This is a genomic window from uncultured Comamonas sp., from assembly GCF_964277875.1.
Classification (GTDB): domain Bacteria; phylum Pseudomonadota; class Gammaproteobacteria; order Burkholderiales; family Burkholderiaceae_C; genus Comamonas; species Comamonas sediminis.
This window is the reverse complement of record NZ_CAXYJV010000039.1, coordinates 55,947-81,109: the sequence shown is the minus strand read 5'-3', so window position 1 is coordinate 81,109 and position 25,163 is coordinate 55,947. Positions and strand designations below refer to the sequence as shown.

At 65.1% G+C, this 25,163-nt stretch carries 24 protein-coding genes and 1 tRNA gene; 13 read left to right on the top strand and 12 right to left on the bottom strand.

The genetic code is table 11. From position 1 onward, the window contains the following. Window positions 1-105 precede the first annotated feature (105 nt). A complete protein-coding gene (locus ACHWUQ_RS15125) occupies window positions 106-342 on the top strand; it encodes a DUF2789 domain-containing protein (RefSeq protein ID WP_239810849.1) in 237 nt (78 codons plus the stop codon). Window positions 343-350: 8 nt separating this feature from the next. On the opposite strand, the gene rapZ is transcribed toward ACHWUQ_RS15125, so the two are convergent. From rapZ to ACHWUQ_RS15110, 3 genes are read right to left on the bottom strand one after another with little or no spacing between them, the layout of a single operon-like run. Continuing rightward, complete coding sequence (gene rapZ / locus ACHWUQ_RS15120; RefSeq protein WP_313330525.1) at window positions 351-1,247, bottom strand: RNase adapter RapZ; 897 nt, start codon at window positions 1,245-1,247, stop codon at window positions 351-353. Beyond that, window positions 1,237-2,895 carry a DNA repair protein RecN gene (gene recN / locus ACHWUQ_RS15115; protein WP_394681622.1) on the bottom strand — a complete coding sequence of 553 codons (1,659 nt, stop codon included), beginning with the start codon at window positions 2,893-2,895 and terminating at the stop codon, window positions 1,237-1,239. Before recN ends, rapZ begins: the two co-directional genes overlap by 11 nt. Continuing rightward, window positions 2,892-3,794 carry an NAD kinase gene (locus tag ACHWUQ_RS15110; RefSeq protein ID WP_239810852.1) on the bottom strand — a complete coding sequence of 301 codons (903 nt, stop codon included), beginning with the start codon at window positions 3,792-3,794 and terminating at the stop codon, window positions 2,892-2,894. Before ACHWUQ_RS15110 ends, recN begins: the two co-directional genes overlap by 4 nt. Window positions 3,795-4,129: 335 nt before the next feature. Here ACHWUQ_RS15110 and hrcA point away from each other — a divergent pair, with 335 nt between their 5' ends. After that, a complete protein-coding gene (gene hrcA / locus ACHWUQ_RS15105; protein ID WP_394681621.1) occupies window positions 4,130-5,131 on the top strand; it encodes a heat-inducible transcriptional repressor HrcA in 1,002 nt (333 codons plus the stop codon). A gap of 52 nt (window positions 5,132-5,183) precedes the next feature. Then, window positions 5,184-5,260: transfer RNA gene (locus ACHWUQ_RS15100), tRNA-Ile, on the top strand. A 156-nt stretch (window positions 5,261-5,416) separates the two neighbouring features. Here ACHWUQ_RS15100 and ACHWUQ_RS15095 read toward each other — a convergent pair. Together ACHWUQ_RS15095 and ACHWUQ_RS15090 are read right to left on the bottom strand one after the other, a co-directional pair. Further along, complete coding sequence (locus ACHWUQ_RS15095) at window positions 5,417-5,752, bottom strand: type II toxin-antitoxin system PemK/MazF family toxin (RefSeq protein WP_312416308.1); 336 nt, start codon at window positions 5,750-5,752, stop codon at window positions 5,417-5,419. Next, window positions 5,746-6,045: an AbrB/MazE/SpoVT family DNA-binding domain-containing protein gene (locus ACHWUQ_RS15090; protein WP_239810855.1), complete on the bottom strand. Its 300-nt coding sequence runs from the start codon at window positions 6,043-6,045 to the stop codon at window positions 5,746-5,748. Before ACHWUQ_RS15090 ends, ACHWUQ_RS15095 begins: the two co-directional genes overlap by 7 nt. A gap of 129 nt (window positions 6,046-6,174) precedes the next feature. On the opposite strand from ACHWUQ_RS15090, the gene ACHWUQ_RS15085 reads away from it, so the two are divergent. Then, a complete protein-coding gene (locus ACHWUQ_RS15085) occupies window positions 6,175-6,657 on the top strand; it encodes a GreA/GreB family elongation factor (protein ID WP_394681641.1) in 483 nt (160 codons plus the stop codon). Here the strand turns inward: ACHWUQ_RS15085 and ACHWUQ_RS15080 are convergent. After that, window positions 6,654-7,460, bottom strand: coding sequence for an IPTL-CTERM sorting domain-containing protein (locus tag ACHWUQ_RS15080; protein ID WP_394681620.1), 807 nt, complete (start codon window positions 7,458-7,460; stop codon window positions 6,654-6,656). The genes ACHWUQ_RS15085 and ACHWUQ_RS15080 overlap by 4 nt on opposite strands. Window positions 7,461-8,136: 676 nt before the next feature. Here ACHWUQ_RS15080 and ACHWUQ_RS15075 point away from each other — a divergent pair. After that, entirely contained in the window at window positions 8,137-9,180 is a 1,044-nt protein-coding gene (locus ACHWUQ_RS15075; protein ID WP_394681619.1) for an NAD(P)-dependent alcohol dehydrogenase, read from the top strand. Window positions 9,181-9,343: 163 nt separating this feature from the next. Next, complete coding sequence (gene ygiD / locus ACHWUQ_RS15070; protein ID WP_394681618.1) at window positions 9,344-10,207, top strand: 4,5-DOPA dioxygenase extradiol; 864 nt, start codon at window positions 9,344-9,346, stop codon at window positions 10,205-10,207. Here the strand turns inward: ygiD and ACHWUQ_RS15065 are convergent, their stop codons facing one another. Beyond that, window positions 10,208-11,686, bottom strand: coding sequence for a PLP-dependent aminotransferase family protein (locus tag ACHWUQ_RS15065; RefSeq protein WP_394681617.1), 1,479 nt, complete (start codon window positions 11,684-11,686; stop codon window positions 10,208-10,210). Window positions 11,687-11,811: 125 nt separating this feature from the next. Between ACHWUQ_RS15065 and ACHWUQ_RS15060 the strand changes: the two genes are divergently transcribed. Then, complete coding sequence (locus ACHWUQ_RS15060; RefSeq protein WP_394681616.1) at window positions 11,812-12,705, top strand: dihydrodipicolinate synthase family protein; 894 nt, start codon at window positions 11,812-11,814, stop codon at window positions 12,703-12,705. A gap of 13 nt (window positions 12,706-12,718) precedes the next feature. Here the strand turns inward: ACHWUQ_RS15060 and ACHWUQ_RS15055 are convergent, their stop codons facing one another. Beyond that, a complete protein-coding gene (locus ACHWUQ_RS15055) occupies window positions 12,719-13,687 on the bottom strand; it encodes a LysR family transcriptional regulator (RefSeq protein ID WP_394681615.1) in 969 nt (322 codons plus the stop codon). A 273-nt stretch (window positions 13,688-13,960) separates the two neighbouring features. Here ACHWUQ_RS15055 and ACHWUQ_RS15050 point away from each other — a divergent pair, with 273 nt between their 5' ends. Genes ACHWUQ_RS15050 through aldA form a run of 4 tightly spaced genes read left to right on the top strand, consistent with a single transcriptional unit; the run spans window position 13,961 to window position 18,774 of the window. Continuing rightward, window positions 13,961-15,259, top strand: a complete 1,299-nt coding sequence (locus ACHWUQ_RS15050) for an MFS transporter (RefSeq protein WP_394681614.1) — start codon at window positions 13,961-13,963, stop codon at window positions 15,257-15,259. Between the two features lie 24 nt (window positions 15,260-15,283). Beyond that, a complete protein-coding gene (gene rhmD / locus ACHWUQ_RS15045; protein WP_312529556.1) occupies window positions 15,284-16,471 on the top strand; it encodes an L-rhamnonate dehydratase in 1,188 nt (395 codons plus the stop codon). A 58-nt stretch (window positions 16,472-16,529) separates the two neighbouring features. After that, window positions 16,530-17,330 (top strand): HpcH/HpaI aldolase/citrate lyase family protein, encoded by an 801-nt coding sequence (locus tag ACHWUQ_RS15040; protein WP_394681613.1) that lies wholly within the window; start codon window positions 16,530-16,532, stop codon window positions 17,328-17,330. Between the two features lie 10 nt (window positions 17,331-17,340). After that, complete coding sequence (gene aldA, locus ACHWUQ_RS15035; protein WP_394681612.1) at window positions 17,341-18,774, top strand: aldehyde dehydrogenase; 1,434 nt, start codon at window positions 17,341-17,343, stop codon at window positions 18,772-18,774. Window positions 18,775-18,879: 105 nt separating this feature from the next. On the opposite strand, the gene ACHWUQ_RS15030 is transcribed toward aldA, so the two are convergent. After that, window positions 18,880-19,467, bottom strand: a complete 588-nt coding sequence (locus tag ACHWUQ_RS15030) for a TetR/AcrR family transcriptional regulator (RefSeq protein WP_394681611.1) — start codon at window positions 19,465-19,467, stop codon at window positions 18,880-18,882. Window positions 19,468-19,554: 87 nt separating this feature from the next. On the opposite strand from ACHWUQ_RS15030, the gene ACHWUQ_RS15025 reads away from it, so the two are divergent. Then, window positions 19,555-20,838: an MFS transporter gene (locus ACHWUQ_RS15025; RefSeq protein WP_394681610.1), complete on the top strand. Its 1,284-nt coding sequence runs from the start codon at window positions 19,555-19,557 to the stop codon at window positions 20,836-20,838. Here ACHWUQ_RS15025 and ACHWUQ_RS15020 read toward each other — a convergent pair. Genes ACHWUQ_RS15020 through ACHWUQ_RS15010 form a run of 3 tightly spaced genes read right to left on the bottom strand, consistent with a single transcriptional unit; the run spans window position 20,835 to window position 24,060 of the window. Continuing rightward, a complete protein-coding gene (locus tag ACHWUQ_RS15020) occupies window positions 20,835-21,848 on the bottom strand; it encodes a tripartite tricarboxylate transporter substrate binding protein (RefSeq protein ID WP_312529565.1) in 1,014 nt (337 codons plus the stop codon). The genes ACHWUQ_RS15025 and ACHWUQ_RS15020 overlap by 4 nt on opposite strands. Continuing rightward, window positions 21,845-22,861 (bottom strand): NADPH:quinone oxidoreductase family protein, encoded by a 1,017-nt coding sequence (locus tag ACHWUQ_RS15015; protein WP_394681609.1) that lies wholly within the window; start codon window positions 22,859-22,861, stop codon window positions 21,845-21,847. The genes ACHWUQ_RS15020 and ACHWUQ_RS15015 overlap by 4 nt, the downstream gene beginning before the upstream one ends. Window positions 22,862-22,875: 14 nt before the next feature. After that, entirely contained in the window at window positions 22,876-24,060 is a 1,185-nt protein-coding gene (locus tag ACHWUQ_RS15010) for a CaiB/BaiF CoA transferase family protein (protein WP_394681608.1), read from the bottom strand. 142 nt (window positions 24,061-24,202) lie between these two features. On the opposite strand from ACHWUQ_RS15010, the gene ACHWUQ_RS15005 reads away from it, so the two are divergent. Then, window positions 24,203-25,150: a LysR family transcriptional regulator gene (locus ACHWUQ_RS15005; protein WP_394681607.1), complete on the top strand. Its 948-nt coding sequence runs from the start codon at window positions 24,203-24,205 to the stop codon at window positions 25,148-25,150. The last annotated feature ends 13 nt before the right edge of the window (window positions 25,151-25,163 follow it).

The following is a 25,163-nucleotide window of genomic DNA, read 5'->3' as shown; positions in this document are numbered from 1 at the left end:
GGGCCGGGGCAGCAGGCACTGGCGTCGATTGCAGTGCTTGTCCTGCAATGGGCACCGCTGGGCGGCGCTTAGACTGCAGCCATCTTTTTGCTTTGAAAGTGCGCCATGGAACCCACTGTCCATCCGTTCTCGTCCCTGTTCCAGCAACTGGGCCTGCCCGATGACGATGCATCGATTCGCGCGTTCATCGAAACGCACCGCCCGCTGCCCGACACCTTGCTGATGGCAGACGCTCCGTTCTGGTCGCCGGCACAGGCGCGCTTTTTGCGGGAGAGCATCACCGCCGATGCCGATTGGGCGAACGTGGTGGACCAGCTCAGCGTCGCTTTGCGCACCGAATAGCCAAGGCTTTATCCGCTGTGCTTGGCGCCCAGTTCGCGGTGGCGCTGCAAGGTGGTCCAGCGGTCTCCAAAGTGTTGGGCCAGCGCATTGACCAGGTAGACCGAGCGGTGCTGGCCGCCGGTGCAGCCGACCGATACCGTGGCGTAGCTGCGGTGGTTTTTCACCAGCTCCGGCAGCCAGTTGTCCAGAAAGCGGATGATGTCGTTTTGCATCTGCAGCACCTTGGGCTGCTGAGCCAGAAAGTTGGCGACCGGCGCTTCCAATCCCGTGTGCGGGCGCAGCTCGGGCTCGTAGTAGGGGTTGGGCAGCATGCGCACATCAAACATGTAATCGCTGTCGATCGGGATGCCGTGCTTGAAGCCAAAAGACTGGAACAGCAAGGTCAGGCTCGATTGCGGTGCCTGGATCCAATCCTTGATCTGCGCCTGCAGCTGCGAGCCGCGCATATTGCTGGTGTCGATGACATGGGCCTGTTCGCGCAGATCGGCCAGCAACGCGCGCTCTTCCTCAATCATCTGCACCAGCGCGCGCGGGCCTTCCTGCAGTTTTTCGTTGGTCAGCGGATGGCGCCTGCGGGTTTCGGAAAAGCGGCGCATCAGCGTATCGCGCTGTGCATCCATGTAGATCAGCCGAACCTGGGCGCCAGCGGCGCGCAGGCGGTCGAGTTGCGCAGGCACCAGGTACAGGCCCTTGGCACTGCGCGCGTCGATGGCGATGGCCACGCGGCTGCCATGCTGCCAATGCTCCAGCGACACCAGCGCCTGCAGCAGCTCGGGCGGAAAGTTGTCCACACAGTAGTAGCCCACGTCTTCAAGCGCGTGCAGCGCCACGGACTTGCCCGAGCCGGCCATGCCGGTAATGACCACCACTTCGAGCGGCTGTGAGAGGGATGTCTTAACGGTCATTCATTCCTCCGGCAATCATCTCTTGGGCATGGGCCCGGCTCGTCGCAGACAGGTTCTCTCCGCCGAGCATGCGGGCAATTTCATTGACCCGTTCGTCATCGGCCACGGTGCGGATATGGCTGGTGGTGCCGCCCTTGCTGCGCTGCTTGGCCACCAGCAGGTGGTGGTCGCCGCGCGCGGCCACCTGGGCCAGGTGGGTCACGGCCAGCACCTGCCGGTCGCGCCCCAGTGCCCGCATCACGCGGCCGACCGAATCGGCCACGGCGCCGCCAATGCCCGAGTCGATCTCGTCAAAGATCAGTGTGGGTGCCTGGCCGAGCTGGCTGGTCGAGATCGCAATTGCCAACGAGATGCGCGAGAGCTCGCCGCCCGAGGCCACCTTGGCGATCGGCTTGGGGTCGGTGCCCGGGTGGCCGGCCACCAGCAGCTCCACATCGTCGATGCCATCGCTGCGCGGTTCGCGCGCCGGGCTGACCTGCGCCACAAAACGGCCGCCGGCCATGCCCAGGTCCTGCATCGCCGCAGTGATGGCCTTGGACAGGCGCTTGGCCGCTTGTTGGCGCGCCTGGCTCAGCGTGGCGGCTACCTTTTGGTAGGCCTCCTGCGCCTGCTGGGCATTCTTGGTGAGCTGCACCATGTCGGACGAGGCCTCCAGCGCCAGCAGCTCGGCATGCCAGCCCTGCAGCAGCGCGGGCAGGTCTTCGGGCGCACGCTTGTAGCGGCGCGCCAGCGATATCCAGCTGCCCAGACGCTGGTCCAGCTGTTCGAGCTTGTCCGGGTCCAGCTCGGCATGGCGCAGGTAGCCGTTGAGCGAGCGCATCACGTCTTCGAGCTGCGCCAGGCAAGACTCCAGCGACTCGGCCATCGCGGAGAAACCGGGCTCCACATGGGCCTGGTCCTGCAGCGCGTGCAGGCTGCGGTTGACCTGCGTGATGGCGCCACCGTCTTCGCCTTCCAGGCTGGCGATGGCGTTGTTGGCCGCATCCATCAAGGCCTGGGCATTGGACAGGCGCCCGTGCTGGGTGTTGAGCTCTTCCCATTCCTGGGGGCCGGGCGCGAGCTTGTCGATTTCGGCAATCTGCCAGAGCAGGCGTTCGCGCTCGCGCTGGTGGGTTTCTTCCATGCTGCGGGCCTGCTGCAAGGCCTTGTCGGCACTGCGCCACAGCGCGTAGGCGCGCTGGGTGGGCGTACTGTCGGCGCCGGCATAGGCATCGAGCAGCTGGCGCACCGATTCGGGCTGGGTCAGCCCCTGCCAGGCATGCTGGCCATGGATATCGACCAGCGCGCCGGCAATGCTGCGCAGCTGCGTGGCGGTGGCGGGCACGCCATTGATCCAGAACTTGCTCTTGCCTTGCGCATCGATCACGCGGCGCAGCAGCAGGGTTTCTTCGCCCGGCATGTCGTTGTCGCTGAGAAAGCCTTCCAGCGTGGCGGGCGTATCGAACTCGGCCATCAACTCGGCGCGGCTGGCGCCCTGGCGCACAAAGCCGGTGTCGGCGCGGTGCCCCAGCACCAGCTGCAATGCATCGATCAGGATCGATTTACCGGCGCCCGTCTCGCCCGTCAGGGCCGTGAAGCCGGTCTGGAAATCCACCTCCAGCTGCTCGACGATGACGAAATCACGCAAGCCAATGCGTCTGAGGCTCATGGCGTGATGCCCCCTTCGTTCCAGCCCAGCTTTTTGCGCAAGGTGGCGTAGTAGTTCCAGCCCCGGGGGTGCAGAAAGCGCGCCTTGTGCGGCGCGCTGCGCACCAGAATCTTGTCGCCGCGCAGGATGGAGGCCAGCGACTGCATGTCGAAATTGGCAGCGACATCGCGCCCGCCAATCACCTCGATCGAAATTTCCTGCGTATCCGGAATCACGCTGGGCCGGTTGGACAGCATGTGGGGCGCAATCGGCGCCATCACCCAGCAAGGCACCGTCGGGTGCACGATGGGGCCGCCGACCGACAGCGCATAGGCGGTCGAGCCCGTCGGCGTCGCAATGATCAGACCGTCCGCACGCTGGTTGGCGACCAGCTGGCCATCGACCTCGACCCGCAGCTCGACCATGCCCGAGGTACCACCCCGGTTCACCACCACATCGTTGAAGGCCAGGGCCTCGAAGACGCATTGGCCTTCGCGCATCACGCGGGCATGGATCATCGAGCGCACTTCTTCTTCGTATTCGCCGGCCAGAATGGCCGACAGCGGGCCCATGAAGGTCTGCAGCGGCACGTCGGTCACAAAGCCCAGGCGCCCCTGGTTGATGCCGACCAACGGCGTGTTGTACTGGGCCAACTCGCGTCCCACACCGAGCATGGTGCCGTCACCGCCCAGCACGATGACCAGGTCGCAGCGCTCACCGATCTGCTGCATGCTGAGCGTGGGGTAGTGTTCCATGCCGGTGAAGGCGGCGGTTTCCTTCTCCAGGAATGCAGTGCCGCCCTGTGCCTCGATATAGCAGGCGATCTGGCTGAAGGCCGCATAGGACTGCTGGCGCACCTCGGCAGTGGGGGGCGCATGGTGTTTGCCGATCAGGGCAATATGTTGAAAGCGAGACTGCATACGCAAATTACATCACCAAAGTGACGCAATCTTTTTGAATTTCTTAAGCAGCCCCAGGTTGCAGCTGCCGCCTGCCCTGCGAAGGCATGCCGCGCCGGTAGCCAGGGCTGGGCCTGAAGCCACTCGGGCGTGTGCAGGCAGACGCACCGGGCAGCCACAGCGCCATTGTTGCATGGCTACAAAAATCCAGAGCAGCGCAGCCCTTCCGGCGTTCCGGCGTTCCGGCGTTGCGGCGCTTCGGCGTTCGGGCATCCGGCACTGCCCCGGCCCCTGCATTACCCTTGGTCCGCGCAATACCTGCCGCCAGGACCGGCGGACACGGATAAAATGCGCCCATGCTCGATGACCGTGCCCGGCTGCTGCTCAAAACCCTGGTGGAACGCTATATTGCGGATGGCCATCCGGTGGGATCCCGTGCACTCACGCAGGAGCCCGGGCTGGATTTTTCGCCGGCCACCATCCGCAACGTAATGGCCGACCTTGAAAGCCTGGGCCTGATCGCCAGCCCCTACACCTCCGCCGGCCGCATTCCCACCGCCAAGGGCTACCGCCTGTTTGTCGACACGATGCTGACGGTGGACGCGGACCAGGTCGTCGCCGCCGAAATTGCGCCTGAGCAGCCGCAAAAGGTCATCACCAGCGCCGCAGGCGTGCTGTCGGAGCTGTCGCAGTTTGTCGGTGTGGTGCAGGCGCCGCGCAAAAGCTCCTCGTTCCGGCATATCGAGTTCTTGCGCCTGTCGGAAAAGCGCATCCTGCTGATCCTGGTCTCGCCCGAAGGCGATGTGCAAAACCGCGTGATCTTCACCGAATCGGACTACTCCCAGAGCCAGCTGATCGAGACGGCCAACTACCTCAATGCCCATTACGCCGGCCTGGCGATGGAGCAGGTGCGCCAGCTGCTGCGCAAGGAAGTGGACAGCCTGCGCGACGAGATTGCCGCGCTGATGCTGGCGGCGGTGAACGTGGATGAAGACGCCGAAGAAGCCCCGCATGAGCTGGTGATTGCCGGCGAGCGCAACCTGCTGGCCGTCAGCGATTTCAGCAATGACATGACCAACCTGCGCCGGGCCTTTGACCTGTTCGAGCAAAAGACCCAGATCCTGCACCTGCTGGAGAACTCCAACCGCGCCGAAGGCGTGCAAATCTACATCGGCGGCGAGAGCCAGCTGCTGTCCGTCGAGGAGCTGTCCGTCGTCAGCACCCCCTACCAGGTCAACGGCAAAGTGGTCGGCACCCTGGGCGTCATCGGCCCCAAACGCATGCCCTACGAGAAGATGATCCAGATCGTTGGAATCACCTCAAAGCTCGTCTCCAACGCCCTGAGCCATCCGAAATAAACGCTAGAATGCAAAGCTTCACTCGCCGGGCATCCCGGTAAGTGGTGGTGCCGGGGCGTTAGCTCAGTTGGTTAGAGCAGAGGACTCATAATCCTTTGGTCGCGGGTTCAAGTCCCTCACGCCCTACCAGAATTCATTGGCTGCACAGCTATCATTTTTGATGCTGTGCGGCTTTTTTATTGGGGCTTATGTGCATAGCTTGTGCACTGTCTTGCTGGCAAAGCGGCGCCGATTGCCTGGTAGAGCTCAGGCCTCGCCCTGGACCTGGTCCATTGCGGGGGGGCGTCAGGAATACATCTCCTGCAGTGCCTTGAGACAAGCTTGCGTTACGTGGGTTTTCAGATCGCCCCGTTTATCAATGAGGCGTGACTTGTCTACTGCTCGCATCTGGTCCAAAAGAATCAGTCCCTTGCTGCTTTGAAATGTCACCGGAATGCGGAATGGGGCAGCATGGCTGCCGGTTGTCATCGGTGCGACCGTAACGATGCCCAATGCGAGGTTCATTTCATCGGGCGACAGCACCACGCAAGGGCGCGTCTTCTGGATTTCCTTGCCCTGTGTGGGATCAAGATTGATGAGCCAGATTTCACCGCGCTTGACACAGTGGCTTGCGCTCACCATTCGACAGGTCCCCCGGTAAGTTGCGGGCTGGAGGTTTCTTCTCCCCAAACAAGATCTGCATCCGCTGCGTTGCCGAACTCGCCCATGACAAGACGGTCATCATTCGATTGAGCTATGGCAGCCGCAGCCTCTGCCCAGCCGCTGCGTAAAGCAGGCTGAGCCTTGATGACGATCGATCCATCGATGACTTCGACGTCAGCTACCTGTGCTGTGTCCAGGCCGGCCTGAGCCAGCAAGGCTTTCGGTAACACGACTCCCTTGCTGTTGCCGAATGCGCGAATGGTGAGCTGCATAGTCACTCCTTGGTTATAACTATGTTATTACAATCCCGATTTCAGCGCAAGCTCGGTAGAGTCGGTATCCAATGGGAAGGAGCCGTTCATAATCAGCCCCCAATATATTCGAGAGGCCCATTTCTCATGGTGGACAAATCCTGGTTGCAGCAACAGGTGCTGGAGCGGCTTGCTGCGGACCTGTTGCAGGTCGAACAGGCAGTGAGCGTTGCGCATGAAGCGGCGACGCATGAGGAAAACATTGCCGAAAACAAGTACGACACCCTGGGTCTGGAGGCGGCCTACCTGGCGACGGGCCAGGCGCGCCGCGCAGAAGCCATCCGCCAGGCGCTGGTGCATTGGCGGCTCTTCTGCCCGCAGCCCTATAGCGCCAGCAGAGGCATACAGCTGGGCGCGCTGGTCTGCCTGCTGGATGCGGACGAGAAACAGCAGCAGATCTTCCTCGGCCCTGAAGGGGGAAATATGAAGCTGGTCATCGGTTCTGAGTCCATCCAGGTCATCAGCACCCAGGCCCCGTTGGGCAAGGCGCTAATGGGCAAGGGCGAAGGGGACGAGGTGACCTTGGAGCTGGGGCAGGCCAAGCAGCAGTGGGAAGTGCTGTCGGTGACCTAGGACCCTGAAGGCCTGCGGCCCTTGCGGCGCAGCTGTAGCACAGCCATGGCCCCAGCCAGCAAGGCTGACAGCAGCATTGCTGCCCAGGTGCCCAGTGCGGGGACTGGCTCGGGCGTGCCAGGGTTGGCGGTCGGGGCTGCGGTCACCGCAAAGCTTTGCTGCTCTTGGGGTGCAGCGAAATAAGCACCATTGCCTGCCTGGTTCGCATTGACCATACAGGTGCCCACGCTGAGGAAGCTCACCGTGCTGTTCGTGACGGAGCAAATCTCAGCTGCCGAAGCGTCAATCGAGAAGACCACCGGCTCGCCAGACTCACCGCCGGTCGCCGCGATGTCGTAGCTGCCTCCCACTGGGGCGGGATCGGGCGGGGTAGAGGTGAATGCAATGGTCTGAGGGGTGGCGCCGTCTGATGAGCCCCGCAGGATGATGGACTCGACGCCCAACTCCGTACTTTCAAAACTGAAGGTGTCGGAGACCGGGCCAGCCATGGCGGGTGCGGTGAACGTGAATGTGATCGTGCAAGGCTTAAATTGCGGGTAGAGGCCTTCAAGACAGCTGTTGTTAACGACCGTAAAAGCGGGGTTGGCAGGGGGCGTGATGCTGTTGACGTTCAATAAGGGCGGAATAGGGCCGAAGAATTGCACCGTCACGGTTTCCTCTGGCGATACGCTGCCTGCCACCGTATTGTCGAAATCGATGCTGCCTCTGCTGAAGTTAAGGCCCTGCGCCTGCACCGCCTGCAAGCCCAGCGTGGCCATCAAAACAAGCAGCGACTTAGTGATCCATGAAATGAATATTTTCATGCCAAGTCCAGATAATTGGGTTGGATGTTAGCACTTGCCTACTTTTATGAATCATCGGGTATAGCCCGATGGCGGTAGCAGCAGCGGCCCTGCCAGTACATCAGCAGCGCGATGGATCAGAAGGGAGAGAGAGTATCTCCATGCCGCGAGGTCAGATGCCTGCTTCCGGAACACCGACCTGGCAAGGTCCATGGGAAGGGCTGGTGCGGAGCGCGTCGCAAAGACGGAGGCAGCGCTTCAACGTGAAAAAAATGCCTGGCTACATGGAAAACCGCTGGCTAGCAAAAACGACCACTGGAGTGAAAACCCAGTAGGTCGCCCCACGATGAAACAAGGAACCGCGGCAATCGCTGAACCTTGGGGTCGATTATATTTGCAAATGAGAATTATTCTCAAATAACCACTTGCCCACCAGGGCAATCCTGCGCCGCGGCACCTGCGGCACGCGCCGTCGCACCCACCGGGCGGCTGGGGCGCGTTGGTCCAAATCAAGGCGGAGGCGATGGCTCCCGGACTGCGTACCGATTTGCCACGCTTGCGGCGTAAGATGGCTGCGCCTCGCTGTGCGCATCACGGATGGTGCCCCTGCAGCGTGGCAGCCCCCGTGTATATGCCGGCTGGTGCTGCCATCGCTGCGGTATGCGAGGTACTCCTCGAACGGAATAGGACCTTCATCATGACCGTTAAAGCCTATGGCGCCCACGCGGGTGACCAACCTCTTGAAGCGCTGCATATCGAGCGGCGAACGCCAGGCGCCCAGGATGTGCAGATTCGCATTGCCTATTGCGGTGTCTGCCATTCCGACATCCACCAGGTGCGCTCCGAATGGGCCGGCACGCTCTACCCCTGTGTGCCGGGGCATGAGATTGTCGGCGAGGTGGCGGCCGTGGGGGCTGACGTCACCGAGTTCAAGCCGGGCGATCTGGTCGGGGTCGGCTGCATCGTCGACAGCTGCCAGCACTGTGTGGACTGCGGCATGGGGCTGGAGAACTACTGCAACCACATGGTCGGCACCTACAACGGGCCTACCGCCGATGCGCCGGGCCATACCCTGGGCGGCTATTCGCAAAGCATTGTGGTGCACCAGCGCTATGTGCTGCGGGTCAGCCATCCACCGGAACAGCTGGCCGCTGTGGCGCCGCTGCTGTGCGCCGGCATCACCACCTATTCGCCTCTGCGCCACTGGCGCGTGGGGCCGGGCCACAAGGTGGGCGTGGTGGGCATTGGCGGGCTGGGCCATATGGGCATCAAGCTGGCGCACGCGATGGGCGCGCATGTGGTGGCGTTCACCACGTCCGAATCCAAGCGCGATGCGGCCAGGGCGCTGGGCGCCGCCGAGGTCGTGGTCTCACGCTATGCCGATGAGATGGCCGCCCATGCGCAAAGCCTGGACTTCATCCTGAACACCGTCGCCGCGCCGCATGACCTGGACCCGTTCTTCCATCTGCTCAAGCGCGATGGCACGATGACCCTGGTGGGTGCGCCGTCGACCCCGCATCCATCGCCCGGCGTGTTTGGTCTGATCATGAAGCGGCGTAGCCTGGCAGGTTCATTGATCGGTGGTATCCCCGAGACCCAGGAGATGCTCGACTTCTGCGCCGAGCACGGAATTGTGGCGGACATCGAGCTGATCAAGGCCGAGGAGATCAACGACGCCTACGAGCGCATGCTGCGCGGCGATGTGGCCTACCGCTTTGTGATTGACAACGCCACGATCTGATCCGTTGATAGCCTGACGATCTAAGCCCATGCAGTGCATGCCTACCGGCAAGCACTGCATTTTTCTTGTGGGTTGCGGCGGAACTTGTGCCCCGGGGCCGCCTCAGACAGCGGCCTTTTGTTTTTTGGTATTGGCCGCTATGTTGTCACGTCGCTCCCTGGTTATGTCTGGCAGTCTGTCTGCGGTGATGGCTGCGCTGTTGCCGATGGGCGAAGCGCTGGCCCGCAGCCAACAGCCGCCGCGCAACATGCCGGTGCTGTTCATCGGCCATGGCAGCCCGATGAATGCCATCAGCGCCAACCCCTTTACCCAGCACCTGCAAAGCTGGGGCAGCAGCCTGCCCAGGCCCAGCGCCATCCTGGTGGTGTCGGCCCACTGGCTCACGCGCGGCAGCACGGGGGTGACGGTGAATGACAAGCCCGCCACGATCCATGATTTCTCCGGCTTTCCGGCCGAGCTGCATGCGATGCAGTACCCGGCCGCCGGCCACCCGGCGCTTGCGGCGAAGGCGGCCGCGCTGGTACGCAGCGGCCAGGCGCAGCTGACGGACCAATGGGGGCTGGACCACGGCACCTGGACCGTTCTGCACCACCTCTATCCCCAAGCTGACGTGCCGGTGTTCCAGGTCTCGATCGACTACAACCAGCCCGGCCCTTACCACTATGCGGTGGGCAGGGAGCTGGCTGCGTTGCGCGCACAGGGCGTGCTGATCATCGGCAGCGGCAATATCGTGCACAACCTGCGGGCAACGGTGCGCGGCGCGCCCGAAGGGCTGATGGCCGCCCGCGACTGGGCCCAGCAGTTTGACGAAGCGGCCAAGCAGGCCTTGCTGGCAGGCAACCAGGAGGCCCTGGTGGCCTACCAGCAGCTGCATGCTTCCGCCCGGATGGCCGTGCCCACGCCGGACCACTACTGGCCCTTGTTGTATGCGCTGGGCGCCGCCCACGGCAGTGGTCCGGCGCGCCAGGTGTTCGAGGGCTTTCAGTCGGGCACCATCAGCATGCGCTGCCTGCAGTGGGATGCCTGATCAGCGCAGGCTCTGCAGCGCTTCGGCCAGGCGCTGCACGCCCCGCTCAATCTCGGGCAGGTCCAGCAGCGCATAGCCCATCACCACGCCGGCTTGGGCGTGCCCGGCAGGCTGCCGGTACAGCGGGCTGATCGGGTAGACGCGCACGCCGCGCTGCGCTGCCGCTTGCACCAGCTGCGCCTCCTGACTGGCGGCCAGACCAGGGAACCATACCGACAGATGCAGGCCGCTGGCGGCACCCTGGATGCGCACCTGGGTGCCCAGATGCCGCTCCAGCGCCTGCAGCAAGGCCTGCTGGCGCGCATGCTGTTTGCGCCGCATGCGCCGCACATGGCGGGCATAGCTGCCGTCGTCGATCAGCTGGGCCAGCGCGCGCTGGGGGCCGGTGGCGGTGTGGCGGTCGGTCAGCAGCTTGGCCTGGGCAAACAGGCTGGCCAGCGCCGGGGGCAGCACCATATAGCCCAGGCGCAGCTGGGGCGACAAGGTTTTGGAGAAGGTGCCCACGTGGATCACGCAGTCCGCGCTGTCCAGCGACAGGAGGCTGGGCTCGGGCCGCACGCCGTAGCGGTAGTCGCTGTCGTAGTCATCCTCGATCACCCAGCAGCGCTGCGCATGTGCCCAGTCGAGCAGCGCATGCCTGCGGGCCATCGGCAGGTAGCCGCCCAGCGGAAACTGGTGGCCCGGCGTCACATAGGCCAGCCTGGCGGGCGCCTGCGCGGTCAGCGCGGCCAGTTGCGCGGTCTGCAGGCCATCGTCATCCACATCGGCGCAGAGCAGCTGCGCGCCATAGGCCTCAAACACCTGGTGCGCCATGCGGTAGCCGGGGTTCTCCACGACCACCGGATCGCCCGGGTTGAGCAGCAGCCGGGCGCAGAGATCCAGCGCATGCTGCGAGCCGTTGACGACCAGGATCTGCGCGGTCGAGCAGGCCAGGCCGCGCGTCTGGTGCAGGTGCTGCTGCAGCGCCTGGCGCAGCTCGGGCGCACCCAGCGGCGATGCGTACTCCAGCCGCTGGCTGCGCTGGCCTTCGGCCCGGCGCAAGGCCTTGAGCCAGGGCAGGGTGGGGAAGTCGCGGCCCGCCAGCGGCCCGTAGACAAAGTCGATCACCCCGGCTGGATCGGGCGCAGCCGGGCGCAGCGGCATGGCCTGCAGCCGCTGGGAAAAGGCGGACAGGCGGCCGCTATCGGGCTGCGTGCGCTGCGGCTCGGAGGCCGCGGCACCCCGGCCCTGGGCGCGGATGCGGTCAGCAGCCCCTGCGGCCACACGCGTGGCTGCCCCGGGCCGGGTATCGACAAAGCCGTCCGAGGCCAGCTGCTCATAGACCAGGCTCACGGTGCCGCGCGACACCCCCCGCTCAGCGGCCAGCGCCCGGGTCGAGGGCAGGGCGGTGCCGGCCGCGTAGCTGCCATCGCCAATGCGCGCGCGGATGTCGCGGTACAGGCTGCGGCTGCTGGGGCGGGTGGACGAAGGTGCTGGCATCGCGGGCAACTGGACCAGTGATTTTGTTGAAAACTGGCTATTTTTAACCAGAAGCTGGAGCCGCACAATCCGGGCTTGGCCGTGACCCAGCTCGGGTGCGGCAGCTGTTTTGACAGGATGAAAGAATGTTCAAAGGTTTGAGTGCGTTCGCGCTGACCCCCATGGATGAGCGCGGCATCGACATGCCGGCATTGGCGCAGCTGGTGCAGCGCCTGGTGGCCGCTGGTGTCGATTCCATCGGCGCGCTGGGTTCCACCGGCAGCTATGCCTATCTCTCGCGGGCGGAACGCGCGCAGGTCGCAGCGCTGGCGGTCGAGCAGGCCCAGGGCGTGCCGGTGGTGGTGGGCATTGGCGCGCTGCGTACCCGTGATGTGCTGGCCTTGGCCGATGATGCGCAAAAGGCCGGTGCGAGCGGCCTGCTGCTGGCCCCGGTCTCGTACCAAAAGCTGACCGACGACGAGGTCTATGGCCTCTTCCAGGCGGTGTCGCGTGCAGTGTCGGTGCCCATCGTGGTGTATGACAACCCGGGCACCACGCGCTTTGAATTCAGCGACGCGCTGCATGGCCGCATCGCGCAGCTGCCCCATATCGCCTCGATCAAGATCCCCGGCGTGCCGGCCGATGCGGCCGAAGCCAAAGCGCGCGTGCAGCGCCTGCGCGCTGTCGTGCCGGCCCATGTCAGCATTGGCGTCAGTGGCGACGCCTTGGGCGCCAAGGGCCTGGTGGCGGGTTGCGATGCCTGGTATTCGGTCATCGGTGGCCTCTGGCCCCAGACCACGTTGGCCATCACCCGCGCTGCGCTGTCGGGCCAGGCAGAGCAGGCGCTGGAGCTGTCCAACCGCCTGGCGCCGCTGTGGGCCTGGTTCCAGCAAAAGGGCGGCAGCCTGCGCTCGGTCGCGACTGCGGCCGAGCTGATGGGCCTGGTACGCTCGCCCTGCCTGCCGCTGCCGTTGCTCACCTTGCAGGGGGCCGACCGCGAGGCCTTGGCCGCGGTGCTGAAAACGCTCGATCTGGCCTGAGCCCGCGCCGCACTCAAACCGCCATGTGCCGGGCCTGCTCGCGCAGCAGATCCATAAAGCGCTGCTGCTCCTGCGAGGCCTCCTGGTCCTTGCGCGTCAGCATGCCAAACGGGGCCATCGGCACATCGATCTGCACCGGCAAGGTCTTCACCAGGCCCATGCGCAAATAGTCCTTCAATGCCGAGTCGGACAGCAGCATGACCGCATCGGTCAGCTGCACCAGTTGCTGCATCGAATACACGGAGCTGCACTCGGTGACGTCGGCCGGCACCGGCAGTTCCAGGTGCTGTAGCAACTGGTCCAGCGCGATGCGCGCGGGGGTGCTGGCCGGCTGCAGTATCCAGGGCCAGTCGCGCACCAATTCTTCCCAGCTCAGCTTGCGGCGCCGCGCCAGCACATGGCCGCTGCGCACCACCACCAGCAGGCGCTCATTGCCCAGCGCTTCAAAGTCATAGGCTTCGCTGTCGCCGGCAATGCGGCGGCGCGCAATGGCCAGGTCAATGCGGCGCTGGTCCAGCAGGCGCAGCACCTGGTCGCTGGTGTCGCCCATGATGCGCAGGCGCAGCTGCGGGTTCTGCGCTTTCATCTCGGCCACGGCCGTCATCACGAGGTCGGGCGCCGCACCCATGATGGTGCCAATCGCCAGGTAGCCATAACCGCCTTGTCGGCGCACCGCCAGGTCCTCGGCGCAGCGGTCCAGGCTGTTGAGCGAGGCCTCGGCAAAGCGCACCAGCTGCAAGCCCAGCGCGGTAGGGCGCATGCCGCGCGGCAGCCGCTCAAACAGCTGGCAGCCAAACATGTCTTCGATCTCGCGCAGCATGCGGGTGGCAGCCGGTTGCGACATCGACAGGCTGATCGAGGCGCGGTGCAGATTCAGGCTCGATCCCAGCGCCACCAGCATGTGCAGATGCTTGTAGCGCAGGCGGTTGAGCAGGCTGCGTTGCAGCAGTGGGCTGGCCGGTAAAGCGGGTTTTGCAGACATAAATAAAAGGTATCGGATATGACTGAAATTTGATTTGTTAGGCATCAATCATGCGCGTACATTCAGCTCCACACAAGAACGAATATCCCTTCCAGGAGACAAACATGAACGCCTTCGCGCACACTTTTTTCAGACCCCCCGCCTCACGACGGCGCTAGCGCTAGCCGCGCCCCACCGGCGCAGCAACCGCTACGCCAGCTTCTCCTTTCTCGCTCCTGCAGCGCCTGCTCTTTCGCAGGCGTGCTGGCCGCGCATTGTCTTTAAGGATTTGTCGTGAAAAAACTCCCCGCTCCCCTGCTCGCCAAGATCTCCTGGCGCCTGCTGCCCTTCCTGCTGCTGATGTACATCATGGCCTTTCTGGACCGGGCCAATGTGGGCTTTGCCAAGGTGGCCTTCCAGGCCGATACCGGCATCAGCGACGCTGCCTTTGCGTTTGGTGCCGGCGTGTTCTTTGTCGGTTATGCGCTGCTGGAAGTGCCCAGCAATCTGATCATGCACCGCATCGGCGCACGCATCTGGATGTGCCGCATCATGGTCACCTGGGGCCTGGTGTCGGCCGCGATGATGTTTGCCCACAATGAAACCACCTTCTATGTGCTGCGCTTCCTGCTGGGCGTGGCCGAGGCGGGCTTCTTCCCCGGCGTCATCCTGTACCTCACCTACTGGTTCCCCGCTGCGCACCGGGCGCAGGCGATGGGCTTTTTCTACTTCGGCGCGCCGCTGGCCTTTATCTTTGGCAGCCCCTTGTCGGGCCTGCTGCTGGAGCTCGATGGCATGGGCGGCTGGCACGGCTGGCAATGGCTGTTTGCAGTTGAGGGCCTGATGGCCGTGGCCGTCGGTATCTGGTCGTACTTTTACCTGACCAACCGCCCGGCCGACGCCCAGTGGCTGACCGCCGACGAGCGCCGCCAGGTGCAGGAGATCATCGACAGCGAGGAGCGCGCCAAGGGCGGCCACCAGCACAGCCTGCTCGCTGCCATGTGCCAGCCACGCGTGTTGTATCTGGCGCTGGTCTATCTGCTGATCCAGGCCAGCGTCTACGGCGTGGTGTTCTACCTGCCCAGCCAGGTGGCGGGTCTGTTGGGCACCAAGGTGGGTCTGCAGGTGGGCCTGGTCTCGGCCATCCCCTGGCTGTGCGCGCTGCTGGCGGCCTGGTGGGTACCCGGCCTTGCCCAGCGCAGCCAAAAGCCCCGCAGCGTGGCCAGCATGACCTTGCTCGTTGCTGCGATCGGCATGGCCGCATCGGTGAGTTTCTCCAGCCCGCTGCTGGGTGTCGCAGCCCTGTGCTTTGCGGCGGCAGGTTTTATCGCGGTGCAGCCGGTGTTCTGGACCTTTCCTGCCAACACGCTGGCCGGCGCCGCCGCCGCGGGTGGCATTGCGCTGATCAATTCACTGGGCGCTGTCGGCGGCTTTGTCGCCCCCATCGTCAAGAACTGGGCCGAGGGCCATTTCCACTCACCCGCCGCAGGCCTGTACCTGCTGGCAGGCACAACGGTACTGGCAGCGCTGCTGGTGCTGGGCATCCGGGCCCGCCTGGCGCCCGCTGCGCTGCAGCCCCATGCCACTGCCTAAATTGCATAAGGAGCAAACACCACCATGAGCCAGATCCCCACCATCAAGCAAGTGCGCGCCTATACCCTGAAAGGGGGCGGCGCCGACTACCACGACCAGGCCGATGGCCACTGGATCGACGACCACATCGCCACGCCGATGGCCAAGTACCCTGAGTACCGCCAGAGCCGCCGCAGCTTTGGCATCAATGTGCTGGGCACCCTGGTCGTGGAAATCGAAGACAGCGCGGGCAACGTCGGCTTTGCCGTCACCACCGGCGGCGAGCCCGCAGCCTATATCGTCGAGAAGCACCTGGCGCGTTTTCTGGAAGGCGCCAAGGTCACCGACATCGAACGCATCTGGGACCAGATGTACTGGTCCACCCTGTACTACGGCCGCAAGGGCATCGTGATCAACACCATCTCCGGGGTGGACCTGGCGCTGTGGGATTTGCTGGGCAAGGTGCGCGGCGAGCCGGTGCACCAGCTGCTGGGCGGCGCGGTGCGCGATGAGCTGCAGTTCTACGCCACCGGTGCGCGCCCCGATCTGGCGCAGAAGATGGGCTTTATCGGCGGCAAGATGCCCCTGCACCATGGGCCGGCCGAAGGCGAAGAAGGCCTGCGCCGCAACCTGGAGGAGCTGGCCACGATGCGCGAGAGGGTGGGCCCGGACTTCTGGCTGATGCTGGACTGCTGGATGAGCCTGGACCTGAACTACGCCACGCGCCTGGCACAGGGTGCGCAGGAGTTCGGCCTCAAGTGGATCGAAGAAGCGCTGCCGCCCGATGACTACTGGGGTTATGCCGCGCTGAAGAAGAACGTGCCCACCGGCATGCTGGTGACCACCGGCGAGCATGAGGCCACGCGCTGGGGCTTTCGCCAGCTGCTGGAGATGGGCTGCTGCGACATCATCCAGCCCGATGTTGGTTGGTGCGGCGGCATCACCGAGCTGCTGAAGATCTCGGCGCTGGCCGATGCCCACCAGGCGCTGGTGATTCCGCATGGCTCCAGCGTCTACAGCTACCACTTTGTGGCCACGCGCCACAACAGCCCCTTTGCCGAGTTCCTGATGATGGCTCCCAAGGCCGACGAGGTCGTGCCGATGTTCCACCCGCAGCTGCTGGGCGAACCGGTGCCGGTGCAGGGCCGCATGCGCCTGTCGGCGCTGGACAAGCCCGGCTTTGGTGTGGAGTTGAACCCCGCCTGCGAACTGCACCGCCCCTATACCCATTGATCAACCATTGATCAGCCATTGATGGGCCCGCGCCGACGGGCCAGCCAGGAGACACCCTATGGATTTGCCATTGAACCCCTTCAAGGCCGCGCTGCGCCGCAGCGAGCCGCTCTACGGTATCTGGGCCGGCTTTGCCACGCCCTATGCGGCCGAAATCATTGCCACCACCGGCTATGACTGGATGCTGGTGGATGGCGAGCATGCGCCCAACACCGTGCCGACCTTGCTCGCGCAGCTGCAGGCGGTGGCGCCCTATGCCACGCACCCGGTGGTACGCGCTGTGCACGGCGATGCAGTGCTGATCAAGCAGCTGCTGGATGCCGGCGTGCAGACCCTGATGGTGCCGATGGTCGAGACGGCCGAGCAGGCCCGCGCGCTGGTGCAGGCCATGCGCTACCCGCCGCATGGCATCCGGGGTGTGGGCGGCGGCCTGACCCGTGCCACGCGCTGGGATGCGGTGCCCGACTACATCCGCACCGCGCATGAGCAGCTCTGCCTGGTCGTGCAGATCGAGTCGCGCCTGGGCGTGGAAAACGCCGCCGAGATCGCGGCGGTCGACGGTGTTGATGCCGTCTTTATCGGCCCGGCAGACCTCTCGACCGGCATGGGCCATGCCGGCGATGCCAGCCAGCAGGAAGTGCAGGACTGCATACGCCGCACCATCGAAACCACCTTGGCCCATGGCAAGGCCTGCGGCATTCTGGCGCCGCGCGAAGAAGATGCCCGCCGCTACACCGAATGGGGCTGCCGCTTTGTGGCGGTGGCCATCGATATCAGCCTGATGCGCCAGGCCGCCGTGGCCAACCTGGCGCGCTACCGTGCGCCCAGCCAGCCGGCCATTGTCTCTACCACCTACTGAGGACGAACCCATGCCCACCACCCCTGTTTTGCGCAACTACATGGCCGGTGCGTTCAGCGACAGCGCCGAGCTGCACGAGGTCCGCAACCCTGCCACCGGCGCGCTGCTGGCGCAGTCGCCGCTGTCCACCCAGGCCGATGTGGACCGCGCGATTGCGGCGGCGCGCGGCGCGCAAAAGGCCTGGGCGCGCCGCCCCGCGATTGAGCGTGCACAGTACCTGCGCCGCATTGCCGCCCGCCTGCGCGAGAACGTCGCGCGCATTGCGCGCACCATCACCGAAGAGCAGGGCAAGGTGCTGGGCCTGGCCGAGGTGGAGGTGAACTTCACGGCCGACTACCTGGACTACATGGCCGAATGGGCGCGCCGCATCGAAGGCGAAGTCATCAGCAGCGACCGGGCCAACGAGCAAATCTTTCTGCTGCGCAAGCCGATGGGCGTGGTGGCCGGGATCCTGCCCTGGAACTTCCCCTTCTTCCTGATCGCACGCAAGATGGCGCCGGCGCTGCTCACCGGCAACACCATCGTCATCAAGCCCAGCGAAGAGACCCCCATCAACTGCCACGCCTTTACCGAGCTGCTGGCCCAGTGCGAGCTGCCGGCCGGCGTGTTCAACGTGGTCTATGGCCAGGGCGGCACCGGTGGTGCACTGTCGGCCCATGCCGGGGTGGACATGATCAGCTTTACCGGCAGCGTGGGCACCGGCGAGCGCATTGCCGCAGCGGCTGCGCCGCATATCACCAAGCTCAACCTGGAGCTGGGTGGCAAGGCGCCCGCCATCGTGCTGGCCGATGCCGACCTGGACCTGGCCGTCAAGGCCATCCGCGATTCGCGCATCATCAACACCGGCCAGGTCTGCAACTGTGCCGAGCGCGTCTATGTGCAGCGCCAGGTGGCCGATGAATTCACCGCACGCATCGCCAAAGCGATGGCCGCCACCCGCTATGGCGACCCGATTGCGCAGAGCGATGTGGAGATGGGCCCGCTGATCAACCAGAAGGGCCTGGACAGTGTGGACGCCAAGGTGCGCCGTGCGCTGGCCGATGGCGCGCAGCTGGTCACTGGCGGGCAGGTGGCCGATCTGGGTGCCGGCTTCCACTACCAGCCGACGGTGCTGGCCGGCTGCCGCGCCGACATGGAGATCATGCGCAAGGAAATCTTTGGCCCGGTGCTGCCGATCCAGGTGGTCGAGGACCTGGACGAGGCGATTGCGCTGGCCAACGACTGCGAATACGGGCTCACGTCCTCCCTCTACACCCGCGACCTGTCCAAGGCCATGCAGGCGATGCGCGAGATCGACTTTGGCGAGACTTACATCAACCGCGAGAACTTCGAGGCGATGCAGGGCTTCCATGCCGGCGTGCGCAAGTCGGGTGTCGGCGGTGCCGATGGCAAGCATGGGCTCTATGAGTACACCCATAGCCATGTGGTGTACCTGCAGTCCTGATGGAACGCTGACGCTGAGGTGTTGAGCCCCAGCTAGCCGCCATGAAGAAGGCCGCCAACCCGGATGAGCCGGGTTGGCGGCCTTTTGTTGTTGGCATTGCGGCGATCAGGTCTTGGCGCTGAGCCCTTCCACCACCGCGCGCACCTGCTGCAGCACCTCGTCGGCCAGCGCTGGATCGGCCTTGACGACGCCGCGCGAAATGGCCATCGCGCCCACCAAGGCTGCCACCAGGGTGCTGGCCAGTGCCTGGCGCTGCTGCGGGTCGGCGCTGGGTGGCAAGGCCGCCTCGATGCCGGCGCGCAGCTCGGCAAAGCCGTCGCTGAAGCTGCGGCTCACGGCCTCGCTCTGGCGGCCGGCATCGCAGGCGGTGGAGACCAGCGGGCAGCCCCGCGTCATGTCATCGCGCACCTGGGGGTTGAGATAGCTGTCCAGGTAGGTGGCCATCGCATGCGCGCTTTTTTCACTGGCCTGCCTGACCCGGCCAAAGCCTTGCCCAAACCCATAGGCCAGCGCCTGGGCAGCCAGGTCCTGCTTGTCGCTGAAATGCTTGTAAAGGGCGCCCTGCGTCAGGCCCGCCTGTTGGCAGATATCGGCCACACCCGTGCCATCAATGCCGCGCTCCTTGAACAGCGCAGCGGCGGCATCCAGCAGTGCCTGGCGGTTCTGTTGCGCTTGTTCCTTGGTGACTTTCATCGCAAATACCCTGCTTGAACCTGTGCTTGACAGTTTTTGATTGTGATCGCTATCATTGTAGCCCCTCCGTCGATAAAGTCCAATAACATGCTCGCTTCCCGACTCGCCGTGCTGCTCCAGCGCCATGGCATCCATTACGCCTGGGTGATTGCCGCCATCACCTTCCTGGCCATGCTGGTCACCTCGGCGGCGCTGGGCCTGCCGGGGGTGCTGATGCAGCCGCTGGCTGTCGAGTTTGGCTGGAGCGTGCGCGATCTGTCCTCGGTGTTTGCCACCCGCTTTGCGCTGTATGGCCTGCTCGGGCCCTTCGCAGCCGTCATTTTGCTGCGTTATGGCGTGTCCCGTGTGGTGGCGCTGGCTGCGGCGGTGATTGCCAGCGCCTTGCTGCTGGGGCTGTTCATGCACAGCCTGGGCCAGGCCTTTGTGCTTTGGGGCATGGTGCTGGGCCTGGGCACGGGCCTCACGGCCATGGTGCTGGGCGCCACGGTGGCCAACCGCTGGTTTGTGCAGCGCAAGGGCCTGGTCATGGGTTTGCTGGCGGGCAGCAGTGCCACCGGCCAGCTGCTGTTCTTGCCGGCTGCTGCCTGGCTGATTGCGCAGTACGGCTGGCGCTGGGCGTTGCTGCCGGTGGTGGCGGCATCGGCCATCGTGCTGGTGCTGGTGCTGCTGTTCATGCGCGACAGCCCGGCCCAGATGCAGCTGGCGGCGTACGGCGCTGACCCGGCTGCAGCGCCCGCCGCCCCGGCACCCCGCGCCAGCTGGGGCCTGCCGTTCAGCACCTTGGCCGCTGCCGCGCGCGTGCCGGCCTTCTGGATTCTGGCGGGCACCTTCTTCATTTGCGGGCTCAGCACCAATGGGCTGATCCAGACCCACTTTGTCTCGCTCTGTGGTGACTATGGCCTGGGCCCGGTGCCGGCCGCCTCGGTGCTGGCGATGATGGGCATCTTTGACCTGGTGGGTACGACCTTGTCGGGCTATCTGTCGGACCGCTATGACAGCCGCAAGCTGCTGTTCTGGTACTACGGCCTGCGCGGGCTGTCGCTGTTCTGGCTGCCGTACTCTGAGTTCACCGTGGCCGGCCTGTCGCTGTTTGCGGTGTTCTATGGGCTGGACTGGATTGCCACCGTGCCGCCCACCGTCAAGCTGGTGGCCAGCGAGTTCGGGCCCGAGCGCGCAGCGCTGGTGTTTGGCTGGGTATTTGCCGCCCACCAGCTCGGTGCTGCGGTGGCCGCCTATGGCGCAGGCCTGGCGCGCTCGTTGCTGTCGTCTTACTCGCCCGCATTGTTTGTCGCAGGCGCTGCCTGCCTGGTGGCGGCAGCGGCGGTGCTGTGGGTGCGCAAGCCAGCGATGGCGATGCGCGCCGTGGGTTAATCCGCCCGCGCGCCCGAGCGTTTCACGATCTCGGCCCATTTCTTTTCTTCGCTGCGCATATAGGCCAGAAACTCCTGCGGGCTTGATCCGACGGGCTCGGCGCCCATGCGCTGGTACTGCGCGGCCACCTCGGGCTTGCGCAGGGCCTGCTGCGCAGCCTGGGCCAGTTTATTGACGATCTCCGGCGGCGTGTTTTTGGGGGCCCAGAGGCCGTACCAGGTGCTGGTGGCGTAGTCGGCAATGCCCGACTCCTGCATCGTCGGAATCTGCGGCAGCGAGCTGGAGCGCTTGGCGGTGGTGACGGCCAGCGCCTTGAGCTTGCCCGAGGTGATAAAGGGCATGGCCGAGGGCATCGAATCGAACATCAGCTGGATCTGGCCGCCCATCAGATCGGTGAGCGCCGGCGAGCTGCCCTTGTAGGGCACATGCTGCATCGCGATGCCGGTCTTGAGCTTGAACAGCTCGCCCGACAGGTGCTGCGACGAGGCATTGCCGGCCGAGCCAAAGTTGACCGTGCCCTTGCTCTTTTTCAGGTAGGCCACCAGCTCCTGCACGTTCGACACCGGCAGCTCGCTGTTGACCACCAGCACCAGCGGCACATCGACGATCTGCGTGATCGGCGCAAAATCGTTGAAGGAGTCATACGGCACCTTGTCGTAGACCGAGGGGTTGATCACCTGCAGCGAGGCATTGGCCAGCAAGGTGTAGCCATCGGGCTGGGCCTTGGCGACCTGGGCCGCGCCCACCATGCCGCTGGCACCGGGCTTGTTGTCGATGAAGATGGTCTGCTTCAGGCTTTCGCCCATCGAGATCGCGACCAGGCGCCCGACCAGGTCGGTGGGTCCGCCGGGCGGGTAGGGGATCACCATGCGGATGGTCGAGGCCGGGTAGTCGGCCGCCGATGCCGCGTTGGCGGCGGGCAGGCCGCTGCCCAGCAGCGCCAGGCCCAGGCCGGAATGCAGCAGTGATTGCAGGGCCTGGCGGCGCTGCGCTGAATGGCGTTGTCTCATGTCTTGTCTCCTTGTATTTGTAGCGCGACCTTGCCCAGCACCTCGCGGCTGTGCAGCGCATCCAGCGCATCGCAGAGCTGGTCCATGGCGTACACCCGCGAGATGTCGGGATGGATGGCGTCGCGGTGGGCCATCTCAAACAGCGCGGCCATCATGGCCTGCATGGCAGCGGCATGGCGCTGGCGCTCGTTGGCGGGCGTCCAGCCGATGTACTGGCCATAAAAGAAGCCGTGGATCGTCAGGTTCTTGACCAGCGCAATATTCATCGGCACCTTGGGGATCGTGCCGCTGGCAAAGCCGATGATGACGATGCGCCCGTTCTGCGCGGTGCAGCGCAGCGCCTGCAGCAGCAAGTCGCCGCCCACCGGGTCAAACACCAGCGTCGCGCCTTTGCCGCCGGTCACCGCCTTGACCTGCTCGATCAGGTGCTGCGGATCGACGGCGTGCTGCGCGCCATGGCGCAGGGCCGCCTGGCGCTTGTCTTCGCTGCTGGCGCAGGCAATGACCTGCACGCCGGGTACCTGGGCGGCCAGCTCCACGGCGGCCGCGCCCACGCCGGAGCCGGCCCCCAGCACCAGCAGGCTGTCGCCCGCCTGCAGCGCCGCACGCCAGTGCAAGGCGGTGTAGGCCGTGCCGTAGGAGATCGGCAGCGCCAGCGCACGCAGCGGATCCAGCCCCGCCGGCACGGCATACACGGTGCTGGCATGCACCTTGGCCAGCTGCGCATAGGCGCCCCAGTCGCAGATGAACACGACCGGGTCGCCCACCTGGACATGGCGCACGGCGCTGCCGCATTGCAGCACCTGGCCTACGCCTTCGGTGCCGGGCACAAAGGGCAGCGGCGGGGTCTTTTGGTATTTGCCCTCGATCAGCAAGCCGGTGGCGTGGCTGACGGTGGCATGGCGCACGTCGATCAGCACCTCGTCGGCCGCCAGGGCGGTGGGGGGCTCGGTGGTCTGGACGGCGGTCACATCGCGGGGCAGGCCGAAGCTGCGGCAGACAATGGCTTTCATGGGTGCGGCTCCGTTCACAGGCCTACGACCTGGCGGGCCGCCAGTGCGTCGATCTCGTCCGGTGCCAGGCCCAGGCTGCGCAGAATCTGCTGGCTGTCGGCGCCAATGCGCGGCGCGGGCAGCGGTGCACCGGGCTGGGCTGGCCAGGGGGTGGCCGCCATCAGCACCTCGCCAAAACCGGGCTGCTGCACGGTCTTGAACGTGCCCAGGTGCCGGGCCTGCGGGTGCTGCACCACATCGGCCGCACCATGCACCACGGCATGCAGCACGCTGTGCTGGTTGAACAGCGCGCGCAGCTCGGACAGCGATCGGTCTGCCACGGCGCGGGCCAGGTCGGCATGCAGTACCGCCTTGTGCTGCAGCCGCAGCGCATTGCTGGCAAAACGCGGGTCGCTGTCCCAGCCGGCCAGGTCCAGCGCCTTGCCAATGCGCAGAAACTGCTCGTTGTTCAGCGCCAGAATCGTCAAGCGCCCATCGGCCGCATCAAAGATGCCATTGGGCGCGCTGACCGCCGCCTTGACGGTCTGGCCGCCCAGCACCTCTTCAGACAGCGCGGTCGATTGCAGCGCGCAGCAGACGTTGAACAGGTTCAGCTCCACATGCTGGCCCTTGCCGGTCTTCATGCGTTGCAGCAGCGCGGCAGTGCAGGCCTGTGCGGCATACACGCCGGTGGCAATGTCGGCCAGCAAGAAGCCGATGCGCTGCGGCGCGCCTTGGGCATCGCGGTTGCTGTTCATCAGTCCGGTGTCGGCCTGCATCACCGAGTCGGTCGCCGGGTTGTCGGCAAAGGGGCCTTCCGCACCATAGCCGCTGATCGATACATAGACAGGCTCCAGCCCCAGCGCCTGAAGCGCGGCAAAGTCCAGGCCCAGGCGCTTCACCACCTGCGGGCGAAAGTTCTGCACCACCACATCGGCATCACGCGCCAGCTGCAGGATCAGCGCCTTGCCGTCGGGGTGCTTCGCATCGACCGCCAGGCTTTGCTTGCCGGCGTTGTAGGTGCTGGACAAGGTGCTGTGGCCGTTGCGGGCCACCCCCACATGGCGGCCCCAGTCGCCCTGGGCGGGCTCGACCTTGATGACTTCGGCGCCCTGGTGGGCGAGCAGCTGGGCGCAGTAGGGGCCGGCCACGCCCTGGCTCAAATCCAGCACCTTGAAACCGGCGAGCGGGGTAAACCCCAGTGTTGACTTTGGCGTCACGTATTGTCTCCTTGCATGGCCCGGGCTATGCGACACCCGCCCGGACGTTTGTTGTGAGACCCATGTTAAAAACGCGAAGCCGCTTTGGGAACTGCCAAAGCACAGCCATCAGTGGTGATTCAGAATCAACAATCAAAAGGGTATGCCAGCCATGGACCTGAACCTGGTGCGTTTGTTTGTGGCGATTGCCGAGTCGCGCAACCTGAGCGATGCGGCCCAGCGCTCGGGCGTGACGCGCTCGAATGTGTCGCGCCGGCTGGCGCTGCTGGAAAAGCAGTTTGGCGCGCAGCTGCTGCGCCGTACCACCCGGCATATGGAGCTGACCCAGGCCGGCCGCATCCTGCATGGCCAATGCCTGCAGGCCCTCAATGCGCTGCAAAGCGCCCAGCTGCAGATCGACCAGATCCACCAGACCATCAGCGGCGAGATCCGCGTGCGCATCCCCACCGGCCTGGGGCATTTCCACCTCAAGCCGCTGATCCTCGACTTCTGCCAGGCGCATCCCGATCTGCTGCTGCGCCTGGTGATCAACGACCAGATCCATGACCTGGTGGCCTCCAAGGTGGACCTGGCGATCCACATCACCTCGGCGCCGCTGGAAGACCATGTCGCCACCCGCGTCTGCGGCATCGAATGGGGGCTGTTTGCCACCCCGGCCTATCTGCAGACCCTGGGCCTGGCGCTGCAAACCCCGCAGGACATCAAGCATGCCCGGCTGCTGGCGCCCCTCAACATCCACCACCGGCTGGAGTTTTGGCGGCACAGCGATGGTGTGCATGAACAGGTGCAGAGCACGCCGTCGATCCAGTCGGGCGACTACCAGTTTCTGTTCAACGCTGCGATGGCGGACCTTGGTGTGGTGCTGCTGCCCTACTACGCGGTGCGTGAGGCCATGGCCCAGCGCAGCCTGGTGCAGGTGCTGGACGGCTTTGGCGTCAAGGGTGTCGGCGATGCGCTCTATGTGGTGCGTGCGCCCAATCGCCAACCCTCAGCGGCGACCCTGGCGCTGATCGAGCTGCTGGTCTCATCGATCCAGAAGATGGCGCCGGGCTGGCGCCTGGGCACGGAGATGGCAGGCGCCAGGCTGTGATCTTGGCGCGGTG

What these genes read in the sequence shown, in the direction of transcription:
- ACHWUQ_RS15125 (WP_239810849.1), top strand. Translation starts at nt 106, where the DNA reads ATGGAACCCACTGTCCATCCGTTCTCGTCCCTGTTCCAGCAACTGGGC.
- rapZ (WP_313330525.1), bottom strand. Translation starts at nt 1,247, where the DNA reads ATGACCGTTAAGACATCCCTCTCACAGCCGCTCGAAGTGGTGGTCATT.
- recN (WP_394681622.1), bottom strand. Translation starts at nt 2,895, where the DNA reads ATGAGCCTCAGACGCATTGGCTTGCGTGATTTCGTCATCGTCGAGCAG.
- ACHWUQ_RS15110 (WP_239810852.1), bottom strand. Translation starts at nt 3,794, where the DNA reads ATGCAGTCTCGCTTTCAACATATTGCCCTGATCGGCAAACACCATGCG.
- hrcA (WP_394681621.1), top strand. Translation starts at nt 4,130, where the DNA reads ATGCTCGATGACCGTGCCCGGCTGCTGCTCAAAACCCTGGTGGAACGC.
- ACHWUQ_RS15095 (WP_312416308.1), bottom strand. Translation starts at nt 5,752, where the DNA reads ATGGTGAGCGCAAGCCACTGTGTCAAGCGCGGTGAAATCTGGCTCATC.
- ACHWUQ_RS15090 (WP_239810855.1), bottom strand. Translation starts at nt 6,045, where the DNA reads ATGCAGCTCACCATTCGCGCATTCGGCAACAGCAAGGGAGTCGTGTTA.
- ACHWUQ_RS15080 (WP_394681620.1), bottom strand. Translation starts at nt 7,460, where the DNA reads ATGAAAATATTCATTTCATGGATCACTAAGTCGCTGCTTGTTTTGATG.
- ACHWUQ_RS15075 (WP_394681619.1), top strand. Translation starts at nt 8,137, where the DNA reads ATGACCGTTAAAGCCTATGGCGCCCACGCGGGTGACCAACCTCTTGAA.
- ygiD (WP_394681618.1), top strand. Translation starts at nt 9,344, where the DNA reads ATGTCTGGCAGTCTGTCTGCGGTGATGGCTGCGCTGTTGCCGATGGGC.
- ACHWUQ_RS15065 (WP_394681617.1), bottom strand. Translation starts at nt 11,686, where the DNA reads ATGCCAGCACCTTCGTCCACCCGCCCCAGCAGCCGCAGCCTGTACCGC.
- ACHWUQ_RS15060 (WP_394681616.1), top strand. Translation starts at nt 11,812, where the DNA reads ATGTTCAAAGGTTTGAGTGCGTTCGCGCTGACCCCCATGGATGAGCGC.
- ACHWUQ_RS15055 (WP_394681615.1), bottom strand. Translation starts at nt 13,687, where the DNA reads ATGTCTGCAAAACCCGCTTTACCGGCCAGCCCACTGCTGCAACGCAGC.
- rhmD (WP_312529556.1), top strand. Translation starts at nt 15,284, where the DNA reads ATGAGCCAGATCCCCACCATCAAGCAAGTGCGCGCCTATACCCTGAAA.
- ACHWUQ_RS15040 (WP_394681613.1), top strand. Translation starts at nt 16,530, where the DNA reads ATGGATTTGCCATTGAACCCCTTCAAGGCCGCGCTGCGCCGCAGCGAG.
- aldA (WP_394681612.1), top strand. Translation starts at nt 17,341, where the DNA reads ATGCCCACCACCCCTGTTTTGCGCAACTACATGGCCGGTGCGTTCAGC.
- ACHWUQ_RS15030 (WP_394681611.1), bottom strand. Translation starts at nt 19,467, where the DNA reads ATGAAAGTCACCAAGGAACAAGCGCAACAGAACCGCCAGGCACTGCTG.
- ACHWUQ_RS15025 (WP_394681610.1), top strand. Translation starts at nt 19,555, where the DNA reads ATGCTCGCTTCCCGACTCGCCGTGCTGCTCCAGCGCCATGGCATCCAT.
- ACHWUQ_RS15020 (WP_312529565.1), bottom strand. Translation starts at nt 21,848, where the DNA reads ATGAGACAACGCCATTCAGCGCAGCGCCGCCAGGCCCTGCAATCACTG.
- ACHWUQ_RS15015 (WP_394681609.1), bottom strand. Translation starts at nt 22,861, where the DNA reads ATGAAAGCCATTGTCTGCCGCAGCTTCGGCCTGCCCCGCGATGTGACC.
- ACHWUQ_RS15005 (WP_394681607.1), top strand. Translation starts at nt 24,203, where the DNA reads ATGCCAGCCATGGACCTGAACCTGGTGCGTTTGTTTGTGGCGATTGCC.